This is a genomic window from Pseudomonas sp. WC2401 (assembly GCF_041200115.1).
Lineage (GTDB): Bacteria > Pseudomonadota > Gammaproteobacteria > Pseudomonadales > Pseudomonadaceae > Aquipseudomonas > Aquipseudomonas fragi.
In genome coordinates, this window is the sequence record NZ_CP165623.1 from 181,559 (window position 1) to 196,316 (window position 14,758).

Annotated in this window: 12 protein-coding genes and 1 pseudogene; 1 reads left to right on the top strand and 12 read right to left on the bottom strand. The window is 60.0% G+C overall.

The window, feature by feature from the left end; translation table 11 throughout:
* Positions 1 to 20: 20 nt before the first annotated feature.
* The 12 genes and pseudogenes from AB3G35_RS00770 to AB3G35_RS00825 all read right to left on the bottom strand — a co-directional run.
* Positions 21 to 713 (bottom strand): annotated as a pseudogene (locus AB3G35_RS00770) (methyl-accepting chemotaxis protein); the annotation flags it as partial.
* A 470-nt stretch (positions 714 to 1,183) separates the two neighbouring features.
* The gene (locus AB3G35_RS00775) at positions 1,184 to 2,473 is read right to left on the bottom strand and encodes an adenylosuccinate synthase (RefSeq protein WP_016783309.1); all 1,290 of its coding nucleotides are present in this window, start codon (positions 2,471 to 2,473) and stop codon (positions 1,184 to 1,186) included.
* A 54-nt stretch (positions 2,474 to 2,527) separates the two neighbouring features.
* The gene (locus AB3G35_RS00780) at positions 2,528 to 3,715 is read right to left on the bottom strand and encodes an ATP phosphoribosyltransferase regulatory subunit (RefSeq protein ID WP_016783308.1); all 1,188 of its coding nucleotides are present in this window, start codon (positions 3,713 to 3,715) and stop codon (positions 2,528 to 2,530) included.
* A 407-nt stretch (positions 3,716 to 4,122) separates the two neighbouring features.
* Positions 4,123 to 5,001, bottom strand: a complete 879-nt coding sequence (gene hflC / locus AB3G35_RS00785; RefSeq protein ID WP_016783307.1) for a protease modulator HflC — start codon at positions 4,999 to 5,001, stop codon at positions 4,123 to 4,125.
* Positions 5,001 to 6,182 carry an FtsH protease activity modulator HflK gene (hflK, locus tag AB3G35_RS00790; protein ID WP_083369658.1) on the bottom strand — a complete coding sequence of 394 codons (1,182 nt, stop codon included), beginning with the start codon at positions 6,180 to 6,182 and terminating at the stop codon, positions 5,001 to 5,003. Before hflK ends, hflC begins: the two co-directional genes overlap by 1 nt.
* Positions 6,183 to 6,278: 96 nt before the next feature.
* A complete protein-coding gene (gene hflX, locus AB3G35_RS00795) occupies positions 6,279 to 7,580 on the bottom strand; it encodes a ribosome rescue GTPase HflX (RefSeq protein ID WP_029611707.1) in 1,302 nt (433 codons plus the stop codon).
* A gap of 14 nt (positions 7,581 to 7,594) precedes the next feature.
* Positions 7,595 to 7,855, bottom strand: coding sequence for an RNA chaperone Hfq (gene hfq / locus AB3G35_RS00800; RefSeq protein ID WP_016783304.1), 261 nt, complete (start codon positions 7,853 to 7,855; stop codon positions 7,595 to 7,597).
* A gap of 91 nt (positions 7,856 to 7,946) precedes the next feature.
* Positions 7,947 to 8,927, bottom strand: a complete 981-nt coding sequence (gene miaA, locus AB3G35_RS00805) for a tRNA (adenosine(37)-N6)-dimethylallyltransferase MiaA (RefSeq protein ID WP_095039616.1) — start codon at positions 8,925 to 8,927, stop codon at positions 7,947 to 7,949.
* Positions 8,927 to 10,825 (bottom strand): DNA mismatch repair endonuclease MutL, encoded by a 1,899-nt coding sequence (mutL, locus tag AB3G35_RS00810; protein WP_369782712.1) that lies wholly within the window; start codon positions 10,823 to 10,825, stop codon positions 8,927 to 8,929. Before mutL ends, miaA begins: the two co-directional genes overlap by 1 nt.
* Positions 10,826 to 10,839: 14 nt before the next feature.
* Complete coding sequence (locus AB3G35_RS00815) at positions 10,840 to 12,261, bottom strand: N-acetylmuramoyl-L-alanine amidase (protein ID WP_196884553.1); 1,422 nt, start codon at positions 12,259 to 12,261, stop codon at positions 10,840 to 10,842.
* Positions 12,262 to 12,263: 2 nt separating this feature from the next.
* Positions 12,264 to 12,734, bottom strand: a complete 471-nt coding sequence (gene tsaE, locus AB3G35_RS00820; protein ID WP_016783300.1) for a tRNA (adenosine(37)-N6)-threonylcarbamoyltransferase complex ATPase subunit type 1 TsaE — start codon at positions 12,732 to 12,734, stop codon at positions 12,264 to 12,266.
* Positions 12,722 to 13,582, bottom strand: coding sequence for an NAD(P)H-hydrate dehydratase (locus AB3G35_RS00825; RefSeq protein WP_369782228.1), 861 nt, complete (start codon positions 13,580 to 13,582; stop codon positions 12,722 to 12,724). The genes tsaE and AB3G35_RS00825 overlap by 13 nt, the downstream gene beginning before the upstream one ends.
* Positions 13,583 to 13,644: 62 nt before the next feature.
* Here AB3G35_RS00825 and queG point away from each other — a divergent pair, with 62 nt between their 5' ends.
* On the top strand, positions 13,645 to 14,727 hold the full coding sequence (gene queG / locus AB3G35_RS00830; RefSeq protein ID WP_369782229.1) for a tRNA epoxyqueuosine(34) reductase QueG: 1,083 nt from the start codon (positions 13,645 to 13,647) through the stop codon (positions 14,725 to 14,727).
* The last annotated feature ends 31 nt before the right edge of the window (positions 14,728 to 14,758 follow it).

Consider the following 14,758-nt stretch of genomic DNA (forward strand, 5'->3'; position numbering starts at 1 on the left):
TCACCGATCTCATCCTTGCTGTTAAGGCCCACGCGCTTGGTCAAATCGCCCTCGCCGGCGGCCAGATCATCCAGCGCAGCAATCAGCAACAGCAACTTGTTCACCACCCGTCGCCCAAGCACCACAGCCAGCAACAGCAACACACCAAGCCCGACAATCGCCAGCCCCAAGCCTATCCGCCAGCGCAAGGTGTCCGCCGCCTCGCGCACGGTCTGCGCGGTATTGGCCTGCATCTGTGCAGCGGCTGCCTGTGCCGACTCCAGCCGCGCGCCCAATGCCGCCGAGCTGTCGCTCGCAGCGCCCTGCAGGCTTTCACCGACCAGCTGCCCGCTGTTGGCTATCAAGGCCGAGAAACGCTGATCGAGGGCCGCCAGGTCCTGTTCAACCGAAGCCGTGGAAACCCCCATCAACACTTTGCCGATCTCGACCCCATTGGGGTTGATAGAGGCTTCGAGGTAGTACACCGACGGATCATGACGGGCCGCATCAAGGACTTTATCCAGCGCCCGCTCGCCATTGCCCTTGGCCAAAAGGGCCTGGTTGATCGGGTTGTCACGATTGAGATAGCGGGTCAGATGTTGCCCCGTGGCATCGTCATACACCACAAACAACACATTGGGATTACGCTGAGCGCGACGGGCGAAATCGGACAGCGTGGGCACATCATTGTCCCAGATAGCCCGCGGAGCCACAGCGGCCAGCAGTTGCGCCATATCATTGGCCGAATCCTGCAGGTTTTTCTCCAGCGCGTGCTTGAGCTGCACTTGCTCGTCTTTCAACCGCGGTTCCAGGCCCGCAGTGAGACGCTGGCGCGTACTGGCAGACAACGATTCAAGGCTGCTTTTAACGTCACGCCCAGCCTGTTCTAACTGCGCCGTGAGCTTTTGGCTGTCGGCCCCCAGACGCGCATCCAGATCAGACTCCAACGCCGTCACCGTGCTCCGTGTCAGTGCAACCGCCACCAGCACCTGCACCAAAAGAGCGATACCTAGAGTAACGAATACAGGCCGCAGCAGACGGCTTTGTAACAGTGAGAGAACGGCAGACACGGAAAACCCTCCACTTAGGTGCCATTATTTTGATAGCACGCTTATTGACGGTTTTCACAGCAAGGGTCGTGCCGCTGCGCAGCCAGAAACGACAAAAGGCCCCGAAGGGCCTTTTGCTTTACATCAACAGCGACTTAAGCGAACGGGTGACGCAGAACGATGGTCTCGTTGCGGTCCGGGCCAGTCGAAATGATGTCGATCGGTGCACCGATCAGCTCTTCTACGCGCGTAATGTAAGCGCGAGCGTTGGCTGGCAGCTCTTCCAGGGTTTTGGCACCCACGGTCGATTCAGTCCAGCCCGGCACTTCTTCGTACACAGGCTGCAGGCCTACATAGCTGTCAGCGTCGGTCGGAGCAACGTCAACACCGTTTGCGTCTTTGTAGCCTACGCAGATGTTGATGGTTTCCAGGCCGTCGAGTACGTCCAGCTTGGTCAGGCAGATGCCCGAGATGCTGTTCACATCGATAGCGCGACGCAGGATAACGGCGTCGAACCAGCCGCAACGACGGGCACGGCCGGTGGTAGCACCGAACTCGTGACCTTGCTTGGCCAGGTGAGCGCCGACGTCGTCGAACAGCTCAGTCGGGAACGGACCCGAACCTACGCGAGTGGTGTAGGCCTTGGTGATGCCCAGGATGTAGTCCAGGAACATAGGACCAACGCCCGAACCGGTAGCAACGCCGCCAGCCGTAGTGTTGGAGCTGGTCACGTACGGGTAGGTACCGTGGTCGATGTCCAGCAACGAGCCCTGGGCGCCTTCGAACATGATGTCCTTGCCAGCGCGACGCAGGTCGTGCAGCTCGGCAGTCACGTCCAGCATCAGCGGCTTGAGCAGCTCGGCGTATTCCTTGCACTCGGCCAGGGTCTTGTCGAAGTCGATGGCTGGCTCTTTGTAGTAACCGACCAGCATGAAGTTGTGGTAATCCACCAATTCACGCAGTTTGGCTTCAAAGCGCGGCATGTTCAGCAGGTCGCCAACACGCAGGCCACGACGGGCAACCTTGTCTTCGTAAGCCGGGCCGATGCCGCGACCGGTCGTACCGATCTTCAGCTCGCCACGGGCTTTTTCACGCGCCTGATCAAGGGCAACGTGGAACGACAGGATCAGCGGGCAGGACGGGCTGATACGCAGGCGCTCGCGCACCGGTACGCCTTTCTCTTCCAGCTTGATGATTTCACGCAGCAGGGCGTCGGGAGCAACCACGACACCGTTGCCGATCAGGCATTGCACGCCTTCGCGCAACACGCCCGACGGAATCAGGTGCAATACGGTTTTTTCGCCGTCGATTACCAGCGTGTGGCCAGCGTTGTGGCCACCTTGGTAACGCACTACAGCGGCAGCATGTTCGGTCAGCAGATCAACGATCTTGCCTTTGCCCTCATCACCCCATTGGGTGCCCAGGACTACGACATTCTTACCCATAACACTTGTCCTCATTCGCGCAAACTTGGTGCCGGCAGCCGCCGGCAGGAAAACTCAAGAAACCAGTGGCACTACTTGCCACAAGCCGTTCTGCTGAATCAATTGGCGGTCGCAGTCTGCCTCCAGGGCACCAGCCTGCTGTTGCCCAGGCAACGCCTGAACCACACGCTGACCTTCACTGCGAAGCTGGCAAACCTGCTGCCAGAGTGCCGCATCAGTACTGTCTGGCATCCAGATACCACCCGACGGCAACTCGACTTCCGCACGCCCCAGGGTCACCAGGGTTTTCAAATCGGTCGAAAAGCCGGTTGCCGGCCGGGCACGCCCGAAAACAGCACCAATGTCGTCATAACGACCGCCTTGGGCGATGGAGTCCCCAACGCCCGGTACAAATACCGCAAACACTACACCTGTGTGGTAGTGATACCCACGCAACTCGCCCAGGTCAAAGTACAACGGCAACTGCGGGAAACGCACAGACAACCCTTCGGCAATCGCCACCAGGTCGTCCAGAGCCGCCAGCACTTGAGCCGGAGCCTTGGCCAGACGCTCGCGCGCAGCAGCCAGAACCTCGTGACCGCCACACAAACCAACCAATGCCTGCAGCATGTCCGCCAAATCGGCCGACAAGCCTTGGGTCAAGGCCGTTACTTCGTCGATCGCCTTGCGTTGCAGGGCGTCGAACAATTGTTGTTCCACTTCAACCGACAGGTTGGCCGCACGGGCCAGACCACGGTAAATACCAACATGCCCCAGGTCCATGTGCACATCCGGCACATCGGCCAGTTGCAGCATGGCCAGCATCAGGCTGATCACTTCAACATCGCTGCTCGGGCTTGCGTCGCCATACAACTCGGCACCCAGCTGGATCGGGCTGCGCGAGGATGACAGTGCACGCGGCTGAGCATGCAGCACGCTGCCGGCGTAGCACAGACGGCTCGGGCCTTCACGACGCAGGGTATGCGCATCGATGCGCGCCACTTGCGGCGTGATGTCGGCACGAAAACCCATCTGGCGACCCGTTTGCGGGTCAATCACCTTGAAGGTACGCAAGTCGAGATCCTGGCCAGCCCCTGTCAGCAGGGACTCCAGGTATTCGATATGCGGGGTGACGACGAACTCATAGCCCCAGCTCTGGAACAGATCCAACACCTGACGGCGCGCCACTTCAATGCGGGCAGCTTCAGGTGGAAGTACTTCTTCGATGCCATCTGGCAAAAGCCAGCGGTCTACCGTTGCCATTACGCCATTCCCCTGTGATCCGGGCGGCCAGCCAGCAGGCGAGCCTTGAGTAAAGCAGAACGTGGCTGCGTCTTGAACGCGCACAGCAAAAAAGCCTGAACGACAGGCTCGCACATTCCTCGAAAATTCTGCCGATGCTGTAACAGCATTCAGCCAATCAAACATGCAGACGCAAAAAAGCCGGGAATTTCCCGGCTGCCGCATCATACACCCGTTTTCTAAAAGGATCACCCCGCGAGGCAATTTGCCCGCCCGGCGGAGTGAAAGCAGGGTCTGTGATGAACATGCCAACCCTTCTGAAAACAGTGTGGGAGCGGGCTTGCTCGCGATAGCATCGACTCGGCTGGTCAAACAGACCGAGTTGGCTGCATCGCTGGCAAGCCAGCTCCCACAGGTTTCAAGCGGTTTTACTGCTGCGAAGGCTTGGATTTTTCCAGGTAGCGGAAGAAATCGCTGCTTGGATCCAGCACCAGTACGTCGCTCTTGTTCGCAAAGCTTTCGCGGTAAGCGCGCAGGCTGCGATAGAACTTGTAGAACTCCTGGTCCTGGCCGTAAGCCTTGGAGTAAATCGAAGCTGCCTGGGCATCGCCATCACCGCGTGCTTCTTCAGACTGACGATATGCTTCAGCCAGCAGAACACGACGTTGACGGTCGGCGTCGGCACGAATGCCTTCTGCCAGTTCGTTACCCTTGGCCCGATGCTCGCGTGCTTCACGCTCACGCTCGGTGCTCATACGTTCGAAAACGCTGCGGTTTACTTCTTTTGGCAGGTCGATGGCCTTGACGCGAACGTCGACCACTTCAATGCCCAGCTCTTTTTCAGCCATTTTGTTCAGCGATGCAGTGATATCAGCCATCAACGCATCACGCTCACCCGACACCACTTCGTGCAGGGTGCGCTTGCCGAACTGGTCACGCAGACCGGATTCCAGACGACGCGACAGACGTTCGTCAGCAATCTGTTTCATGCCCGACGTTGCGGTGTAGAAGCGCTCGGCATCTTTCACGCGCCACTTGGCGAAGGCATCAACCATGACCGCTTTCTTTTCCAGCGTCAGGAAACGCTGAGTCGGTGCGTCCAGCGTCATCAGGCGGGCGTCGAACTTGCGCACCTGGTTGACGTAAGGAATCTTCACATGCAGGCCCGGCTGAACGTCAGCCTGAACCACACGGCCGAAGCGCAACAGTACCGCACGCTCTGTTTGCGAGACGATATAGAAGCTGTTCCAGGCAACGATCCCCACGACAACGGCAACAATAAGGGCGACCAGCGATTTATTGCTCATCAGCGGCTCTCCCTGGTGCGCGGTTGTGGCGGCAGGTCAGTGCTGACGTGCGAGCCGGAATCATTGTTGCTCGCTGCGGCTGCCGAACCCGTTGCCGGGGTGCTGCCATTACGGCCTTCGATCATTTTGTCCAGCGGCAAGTAAAGCAGGTTGCTCTGGCCGTTCTTGTTACCGGTCACGAGTACCTTGCTGGTGTTGCTGAAGACTTCCTGCATGGTGTCCAGGTACAGACGGTCGCGGGTCACTTCAGGATTCTTGCGGTACTCGGCAACCAGTTTGGTAAAGCGGTCAGCCTCACCCTTGGCGCGTGAAACCACTTCATCACGGTAGCCGTTGGCATCTTCGATGATGCGCTGGGCCTGACCACGTGCTTCCGGTACAACGCCGTTGGCATAGCTTTCGGCCTGGTTGCGGGCACGCTGCTCGTCTTCACGGGCACGGATCACGTCATCGAAGGCTTCCTGTACTTCACGCGGCGCAGCGGCGTTCTGTACGTTGACCTGGGTGACGGTGATACCGGTCTTGTAGGTATCGAGGAAACGCTGCAGGCGCTCCTTGATTTCCACGGCCATCTGCTCACGGCCTTCGGTCAGCACCTGATCCATCGACGTGGAACCCACGACGTGGCGCAAGGCACTGTCGGTCGCCTGCTGCAAGCTGACTTCCGGTTGATCAACGTTCAACACGAAGTCGCGCAGGTTGCTGATCTTGTACTGCACGGTCAGCGGCACTTCGACGATGTTTTCGTCTTCAGTCAGCATTTGACCCTGCTTGGTGTACGCACGCTCACGCGTCACGTTCTCCATGTACTTTTTGTCGAACGGCGGGAAGTAGATATTCAGGCCCGGCCCAACGGTGTCGTAGTACTTGCCCAGGCGCAGCACCACGGCTTGCTCCTGCTCATCGACTACATACACGGCGCTGTACAGCCAGGCAGCCGCCAGCACGACGAGGCCGATGCCGAGCAGGCCGTAGCCGGCGCCCTTGCCATTCGAACCACCATCACTGCCGCTGCCGCCAGTACGTTTTTTCCCACCACCGAACAACCCATTCAGGCTTTCCTGCAGCTTTCGGAAGGCCTCGTCGAGATCTGGTGGTCCCTTGCGGTCGCCATTTTTAGGGCGTTTGCCACCCCAAGGATCTTGATTGTTCGAGTTGCCACCCGGCTCATTCCAAGCCATAGCGCTCTCCATCTGATAAAGCAAAGACGCGCCCACGGCGCGCCGACCAATGCTACAGAATGCCTATCACAGCGGCACGGCCGCTTTGCGAGGCTTTTATTGCAAAGTGTGTTCTTCGATGAATTCCAGCGGCTGCATCCCTTCGCGGCTGACCAAGCGATTGAGCTCGGATCGCGGCAGGCGTACGTCCAGCAGACTGGAGCCCTCATCGTCATGCTCTTCTTTTTGCACAACCCCCAGTTCGAAGAACTGTGCACGCAGTCGAGCAAAACGTTGCGGCAAGCGCAAGGTGCCCACGAACAAATCATTGCCCAGCAACTCGGCGATGGCCTGCTCAAGCAACTCCAACCCTTGACCATCACGGGCCGACAACCAGACCCGCTGCGGCTTGCCATCGGCATCACGCTGGATCTGCGGCTCGACACCTTCAAGCAAATCGATTTTGTTGTAGACCTCGAGGATCGGCAAGTCCTGGGCACCAATTTCGCCCAGCACCACCATCACCTGCTCGATCTGCGCCATGCGCTCGGGTTCGTGTGCATCGATTACATGCAGCAGCAAATCGGAATTGCTCGACTCTTCGAGCGTAGACCGGAATGCTTCAACTAGCTTGTGCGGAAGATGACGAATAAAGCCCACGGTATCGGCCAGCACGATCGGCCCCAGGTCGCCCAGATCGAGGCGGCGCAAGGTCGGGTCGAGCGTGGCGAACAACTGGTCGGCGGCAAACACGTCTGAGCCGGTGACCTTGTTGAACAACGTGGATTTACCGGCGTTGGTATAGCCCACCAGCGACACTGTAGGAATATCGGCGCGTTGGCGCCCTCTACGGGACTGCTCGCGTTGACTGCGGACTTTTTTCAGGCGGGATTTGATCTGGCTGATGCGCACACGCAACAGACGGCGGTCGGTTTCGAGCTGGGTTTCACCCGGCCCGCGCATGCCAATGCCGCCACCTTGACGCTCAAGGTGAGTCCAGCCGCGTACAAGACGCGTGCTCATATGGTCAAGCTGGGCCAGTTCGACCTGCAGCTTGCCCTCATGGGTACGGGCGCGTTGAGCGAAGATATCGAGAATCAGCCCGGTACGGTCAAGCACGCGGCACTCGAAAACACGTTCGAGGTTACGTTCCTGACTGGGCGTGAGTACGTGATTGAAAATCACGATGTCGACCTTCTCGGCCTTGACCAGGTCGCGTAACTCCTCGACCTTGCCACTGCCAATCAGGTATTTGGCCGATGGCCGATGACGCGGCACGTTAAAAAACGCGACGGTATCGGCGCCAGCCGACACAGCTAACTCCTGGAACTCCTGCGGATCTTCGCGCGCCTCAGGGTCCTGTCCTTCCAAATGAACGAGGATCGCTCGCTCACCACCACCGTGGCGCTCAAAGAACAAAGGATGCTCCTATTTTAGGCGTTACCTGGTTCAGCGTCTGCCAGATCCGATTCAGTTGCGCTAGGCAGACGAATTGGACGTACTGGTACGACTGTCGAAATTGCGTGCTTGTAAACCATTTGGCTGACGGTGTTTTTCAACAGAATCACGAACTGGTCGAAAGACTCGATAGTCCCCTGCAGCTTGATCCCGTTAACCAGGTAGATGGAAACGCCAACCTTCTCTTTACGCAAAGTATTCAAGTAAGGGTCTTGTAGCGAATGCCCTTTTGACATATGCCGCACTCCTGTAAGGATAAAAAAATAGAATCAAAAATTAGATGACCGCTGTCGCCACATCCATAGGATAGACGGCATTTGCCAAGACTCAGCTCAATATGGAGACCGATTCCAGGTATTTCAAGGCTCGTGGCAGATTGTCGCAGTCCAGACTGTCAAGCCAATGTAAATCATTCCAGCTGCGCAACCAGGTGAACTGACGCTTGGCCAACTGGCGCGTGGCGATGATGCCGCGCTCCTGCATTTCGGCCGCTGTCAGCTTGCCGTCGAGGTAGTCCCAGACTTGGCGGTAACCCACAGCACGTATAGACGGCAGCCCTGCATGCAGGTCACTTCTATTGCGCAGGCTTATGACCTCGTCGATGAACCCCTGTTCCAGCATCTGCCCGAATCTTAATGCAATTCGCTCATGCAGCACCTGACGGTTCGCCGGAGCGATGGCCAGATGCGCGACAGTATAGGGCAATTGGCTGTGGCCAGAAGCCGCTGCTTTAGTCGTTTGTTCAGATTGTTTTTGCCGATGGGCCGTCACGCTCATGCCGCTGACCCGATAAACCTCCAGCGCCCGGGTAAGACGCTGCGGATCATTGGGGTGAATGCGTGCCGCAGACTCCGGGTCGATGGCCGCCAACTGGTCATGCAAGGCTTGCCAGCCAAGGCGTTGCGCCTCTTCTTCAAGCTCGGCACGCACCTGGGGATCGGCAGGCGGCATGTCGGCAAGGCCGTCGATGAGCGCCTTGTAATAAAGCATGGTGCCACCTACCAGCAGCGGGATATTGCCCCGCGCGGTGATCTCGGCCATCGCCTTGAGGGCATCACGGCGAAAATCCGCCGCCGAATAGCTCTCGGCGGGGTCGAGAATATCGATCAACTGGTGCGGGTGAGCCGCCAGGATGTCTTTCGACGGCTTGGCAGTACCGATGTCCATGCCGCGATAGACCAGCGCCGAATCGACACTGATCAGCTCGCACGGCAGCACCTTGCTCAGCTCGATGGCCAGGTCGGTCTTGCCGGCAGCAGTCGGCCCCATCAGGAAAATGGCCGGGGGTAGAGCGTTGGAACCTGTCATCAGCGACCGCGCAAAAAGAGTTTGTCCAAGTCGTCCAGGCCCATTTGGGTCCAGGTGGGACGACCATGATTGCACTGACCACTGCGCTCGGTGTTTTCCATGTCACGCAACAGGCCGTTCATTTCCGGGATCGCCAAGCGGCGATTGGCCCGGATCGCCCCGTGGCAGGCCATGGTGCCGAGCAGCTCGTTGAGGTGCGCCTGAATCCGGTCACTGGTGCCGTATTCCATCAAATCAGCCAGCACGTCATGCACCAGGCGCTGCGCTTCAGCCTGCTTGAGCAAGGCCGGGATCTGGCGGATGGCCAGGGTTTCCGGACCAAGGCGTTGCAGCTCAAAGCCCAGGCGCTGGAACCATTCGGCGTGTTCTTCGGCGCAATCGGCCTCGCGCTGGCTGACCGCAATCGACTCCGGCACCAGCAGCGGCTGGCCGCTCAGGCCTTCACTGGCCATGGCGATTTTCAGGCGCTCGTACATGATCCGCTCATGGGCCGCGTGCATGTCCACCAGCACCAGCCCCTGGGCGTTTTCCGCGAGGATATAAATGCCCTTGAGTTGCGCCAGAGCAAAGCCCAACGGCGGGATATCACCCTGCCCGTCCGGCAACGGTGCAGCGTTGGCTTCGGGCAACGGAGCAAAAAATTCACGATAGGCGTTGCGCGCTTCTTCGGCGGGCACTGCCGGTGCGGAAGACTGCGGGCGGTATTGATACTGATAGCCTGCACCAACGCCCGAACCGGCCACATGAGGCGTCGGCGCAGATTGCGGTTGCTCCAGCACATTGGCCGCCAGACGCATTTCACCCTGCGGGCCGAATTCACCGGCATCCAGCCCCGTCGGGCGCTCGGCCCCGGGTACCGGCGCAGGGGCGGCCAGTTGATCTTCCGGGCGAACGTCACCCAGGGCACGGTGCAAGGTGCCATAGAGGAAGTCATGCACCATGCGCCCGTCACGGAAGCGCACTTCGTGTTTGGTCGGGTGCACGTTGACGTCGACCACCGAGGGGTCCACTTCAAAAAACAGCACAAAGGTCGGATGCCGGCCATTGAACAGCACATCGCGATAGGCTTGGCGCACCGCATGGGCCACCAGTTTGTCGCGTACTGCGCGGCCATTTACATAGAAGTACTGCAGGTCAGCCTGGCTGCGCGAGAAGGTCGGCAACCCGACCCAGCCCCACAGGTGCAAGCCATTGCGCTCGACCTCGATGGGCATTGCCTGTTCCAGGAACGCCGAGCCGCACACCGCCGCCACACGCCGGGCCCGGGCAGTGTCGTCGCGGGCTTCGTGCAGATTGAGAATGGATTTGCCGTTGTGGCGCAGATTGAACGCTACATCAAAGCGAGCCAGCGCCAGGCGCTTGATCACTTCCTGCAGGTGATCGAACTCGGTCTTTTCGGTCTTGAGAAACTTGCGCCGCGCAGGGGTGTTGAAAAACAGGTCGCGCACTTCAACCGAGGTACCCACCGGGTGTGCCGCCGGTTGCACCCGGGGGGCCATGTCGCGGCCTTCGGTTTCAACCTGCCAGGCCTGATCGGCGCCACGGGTGCGCGACGTCAGGGTCAGGCGGGCCACGGAGCTGATGGAAGCCAGTGCCTCACCGCGAAAGCCCAGGCTCATCACCCGTTCAAGGTCTTCAAGGTCACGAATCTTGCTGGTGGCGTGACGCGCCAGGGCCAGCGGCAAGTCGTCGCTGGAAATCCCGCTGCCGTCGTCGCGCACCCGCAGCAGCTTGATCCCGGCCTGTTCAACGTCCACATCGATACGTTTGGCCCCCGAGTCGAGGCTGTTTTCCAGCAGTTCCTTGATCACCGACGCCGGGCGCTCAACCACCTCACCTGCTGCAATCTGGTTGGCCAGGCGCGGGCTGAGCAGTTCGATCCGCGCACTGCTGCTCAATACATCGTCACTCATTATTGAGCCGCCAGGGCAGTAGCCGGGATATTCAGGTTTTGCCCGATTTTCAGCTCATCGCTTTTCAGGCTGTTGTTCGCCCGCAGCGCCGCCACGCCCACTTGATAGCGCACGGCAATCATCGCCAGGGTTTCGCCGGGGCGAACCGTGTGTTCACGGGCGCCCTGGGCAATCTTGCCGGTGTCACGCAACCAGGCGATATAAGTGCCCGGCGGTGGATTTTGCTGGAAGAACTGACGCACGCCGCTGCTGATCGAGCGGGCCAGCGCTTGCTGGTGGCTGCTCGAGGCCAGTTTGGACGCTTCGTTGGAGTTCGAGATAAACCCGGTTTCGACGAGGATCGACGGAATATCTGGCGACTTGAGCACCATAAACCCGGCCTGCTCCACACGTTGCTTGTGCAGCGGGGTGACCCGGCCGATGTTGCTCAGTACTTTTTGCCCGACATTGAGGCTGGAAGTCAGCGACGCGGTCATCGACAGGTCGAGCAACACCCCCGCCAGCATGCGGTCCTTGTCATCGAGGCTGACGTTGCCGGCACCACCGATCAGGTCGGAACGGTTTTCGCTGTCGGCCAGCCAGCGCGCCGTCTCGGACGTCGCGCCGCGCTCGGACAGGGCAAACACCGACGCACCAAAGGCAGCCTTGGACGGTGCCGCGTCAGCGTGGATCGATACAAACAGGTCGGCGCCCTTCTTGCGGGCGATTTCGGTACGGCCACGCAGCGGGATAAAGTAGTCGCCGGTACGCGTCAGCTCGGCCCTGAAGCCTTTCATGCCGTTGATCTGGCGTTGCAGTTCCTTGGCAATGGCCAATACCACGTCTTTTTCACGCTGGCCTGCAGAGCCTGAAGCACCCGGGTCTTCACCGCCGTGGCCGGCATCGATCACCACCACCACGCTGCGCTTGCCACTCGGGATCGGTGGCAGTTTCACGTCAGGCTGGGCAGGTGTCACCGGCACCACTGGCACCGTTGCCACATTGGTGGCCGGCAGGCTTGGCGCCAGATCGGCGCCCTGGTCATAGAGGTCGACCACCAGGCGGTTGCCGTACTGGGCATTGGGCGCCAGCACGAAGCTTTTCGGGGTAACGGCCTTTTTCAGGTCGATCACCACGCGCAAGTCTGTGGGGGTACGCTGCGCCGAGCGCATGCTGGTGATTGGCGTATTGGCTGTTTGCACATTCAGCGGCCCGCCAAGGGTCGCGCCATTGATATCAATCACCAGCCGGTCAGGTGCGGTCAGCGTAAACACGCTGTGCTGCACCGGGCCGGTGAGGTCAAACACCAGCCGTGTGTTGTCCGGCGCTCGCCACAGACGCACGCTCTTGACCTGGGTTGCGGCCACAGCATTGATAGCCATGACACTGAGCAACACACCCACCACACTTACTAACGCGCGAAAGCGCATACCAAACCCCATCATTATTTGTATTCCGGCGCCAATGCGGCACACCAAGACTCGCCACGGGAACCTTGGGGCGTCAGCGTCAGCAAACGCCCGGTGTTATGCGGCCTAATGGTAATGGTCAGGTCAGGCTTTGGCAAAAAGCCTGCACCTTTATCGGGCCACTCGATCAAGCATAGGGCGTCTTCGTCGAAATAATCGCGAATCCCCATATATTCCAGCTCTTCGGGGTCAACCAGCCGGTACAGGTCAAAGTGAAAGGCCCGAATATCGCCAATCTCGTAGGGTTCAACCAATGTGAAGGTCGGGCTTTTAACCGAGCCTGTATGGCCAAGGCCGCGAATCAGGCCGCGTGACAGGGTGGTTTTACCCATGCCCAGGTCGCCGTCCAGAAAGATCAGGCCGTGGCCTTGGGTGACAGTGGCCAGACGTGCGCCAAATGCGGTCATGGCCTCTTCGTCGGCCAGTTGCAGTGTTATTTCGTGCACGGTGCGTGTTCCTCCAACAACTGACGAATGGCTGGAATCAAATCACTGGCCGCCAGCCCACGGCCCAATTGTCCTTGTTGTTCGCCGGCGCGGGCATGCAGCCACACCGCCAGGCACGCCGCATCAAAGGCGCTCATGCCCTGAGCCAGCAGCGCGCCAATCACGCCTGCCAGCACATCCCCCAGACCGGCCGTGGCCATTGCCGGGTGACCGTGATTGCAGATGGCCAACTTGCCATCCAGCCCTGCGATCAGCGTACCCGCCCCTTTAAGGACGCACACCACTGAGTATTTTTTAACCAACGCCCTGGCCGCAGCCGGGCGATCGGCCTGCACTTGCGCAGTCGTAATACCCAATAACCGCGCAGCTTCCCCCGGATGCGGGGTGATCACCGAGCCTGTCGCCAGCGCGATGACTGCGTTGGACAACAGATTAAGCGCATCGGCGTCCCACACCTGCGGGATTTTTGCCTGGGCCGCCACCGACAACAGGCTGCGCCCCCAGGGCGCCTGCCCCAAACCCGGCCCGACCACCACCACCGAAGCCTGCGCCAGCACGCCCATCAACTGATTGGCCGACGACACGCCCAGGGTCATCACCTCGGGCACACGTACCAGGGCGGCGGGCACATGCTCGGGGCGCGTGGCCAGTGAAACCAGGCCAGCGCCGCAGCGCAGTGCCGCCTGAGCGCTCAGGGTAATCGAGCCGCCAAAACCGCGGTCGCCACCCACCAGCAGCACATGGCCGAACTGGCCTTTATGGGCAGCCGGGTCACGCGCGGGCAGTCGCGCCAGGTGGTCTGCGCGAAGGACCTGGGGTTCGGTTAACAGGTGTTTGGTCTGCGGCATGCGTCTTGGGCTCCGATGTCTGGCAGAATTATACGCATCTCAGCTCCGGTTTCTCTTGTCCCATGCCTGCTATTACTGCCGACCTCCCCGCTCTCGCCCAGTCCATCAAGGAATGGGGCCGCGAGCTGGGCTTTCAACAAGTCGCCATCGCCGGCCTTGACCTGGGAGAACACGAACACCATCTGCAACGCTGGCTCGATGCTGGCTATCACGGCGACATGGACTACATGGCCGCCCACGGCAGCAAACGCTCGCACCCTGACGAACTGGTACCGGGCACCTTGCGCGTGGTTTCGCTGCGCATGGACTACCTGCCCGGCGACACCCACATGGCGCAATTGCTGGCCCAACCGGAAAAAGCCTATGTGTCGCGCTATGCCCTGGGCCGTGATTACCACAAGCTGATCCGCAAGCGCGTGCAGCAGCTGGCCGACCGCATTCAGGCGGATATCGGCCCGTTTGGCTTTCGCGCCTTTGTCGACAGCGCCCCGGTACTGGAAAAGGCCATTGCCCAGCAGGCCGGCCTGGGCTGGATCGGCAAAAACACCCTGGTGCTCAATCGCAAGGCGGGCAGCTACTTTTTCCTGAGCGAGCTGTTTGTCGACTTGCCGCTACCGGTCGACGCCCCCCACGAGACCGAACACTGCGGGCGCTGCACTGCCTGCCTGGATATCTGCCCCACCAATGCCTTTGTCGGGCCTTATGTGCTGGATGCGCGCAAATGCATCTCGTACCTGACCATCGAGCTGAAAACCGCGATTCCCGAAGAACTGCGCTCGATGATCGGCAACCGGGTGTTCGGCTGCGATGACTGCCAGATCGTCTGCCCGTGGAACCGCTTTGCCCGCACCACCGCCGAAGGAGACTTCAAGCCACGGCATAACCTGGACAACGCGGGTCTGGCCGAGCTGTTTATGTGGGATGAAGACAAGTTTTTGAGCAGCACCGAAGGTTCGCCGCTGCGCCGGGCGGGGTTTGAGCGCTGGTTGCGCAATTTGGCCGTGGGCCTGGGCAATGCGCCGTCGACGATCCCGGTGCTCGAAGCCCTGAATGCGCGGCGCGATTACCCGTCTGAACTGGTACGCGAGCATGTGGAGTGGGCGCTCAGGCAGCATGCAAACCGCTTGCCCTCATCCCAGAGCTGATTTGTGGCGTTACACATATCTGCTTTCGCCT

Excerpts from the sequence above, each read along its gene's own strand:
- hflK (WP_083369658.1), bottom strand. The coding sequence starts at position 6,182 with ATGGCTTGGAATGAGCCGGGTGGCAACTCGAACAATCAAGATCCTTGG.
- AB3G35_RS00775 (WP_016783309.1), bottom strand. The coding sequence starts at position 2,473 with ATGGGTAAGAATGTCGTAGTCCTGGGCACCCAATGGGGTGATGAGGGC.
- AB3G35_RS00815 (WP_196884553.1), bottom strand. The coding sequence starts at position 12,261 with ATGGGGTTTGGTATGCGCTTTCGCGCGTTAGTAAGTGTGGTGGGTGTG.
- hflC (WP_016783307.1), bottom strand. The coding sequence starts at position 5,001 with ATGAGCAATAAATCGCTGGTCGCCCTTATTGTTGCCGTTGTCGTGGGG.
- queG (WP_369782229.1), top strand. The coding sequence starts at position 13,645 with ATGCCTGCTATTACTGCCGACCTCCCCGCTCTCGCCCAGTCCATCAAG.
- miaA (WP_095039616.1), bottom strand. The coding sequence starts at position 8,927 with ATGACAGGTTCCAACGCTCTACCCCCGGCCATTTTCCTGATGGGGCCG.
- AB3G35_RS00825 (WP_369782228.1), bottom strand. The coding sequence starts at position 13,582 with ATGCCGCAGACCAAACACCTGTTAACCGAACCCCAGGTCCTTCGCGCA.
- AB3G35_RS00780 (WP_016783308.1), bottom strand. The coding sequence starts at position 3,715 with ATGGCAACGGTAGACCGCTGGCTTTTGCCAGATGGCATCGAAGAAGTA.
- hfq (WP_016783304.1), bottom strand. The coding sequence starts at position 7,855 with ATGTCAAAAGGGCATTCGCTACAAGACCCTTACTTGAATACTTTGCGT.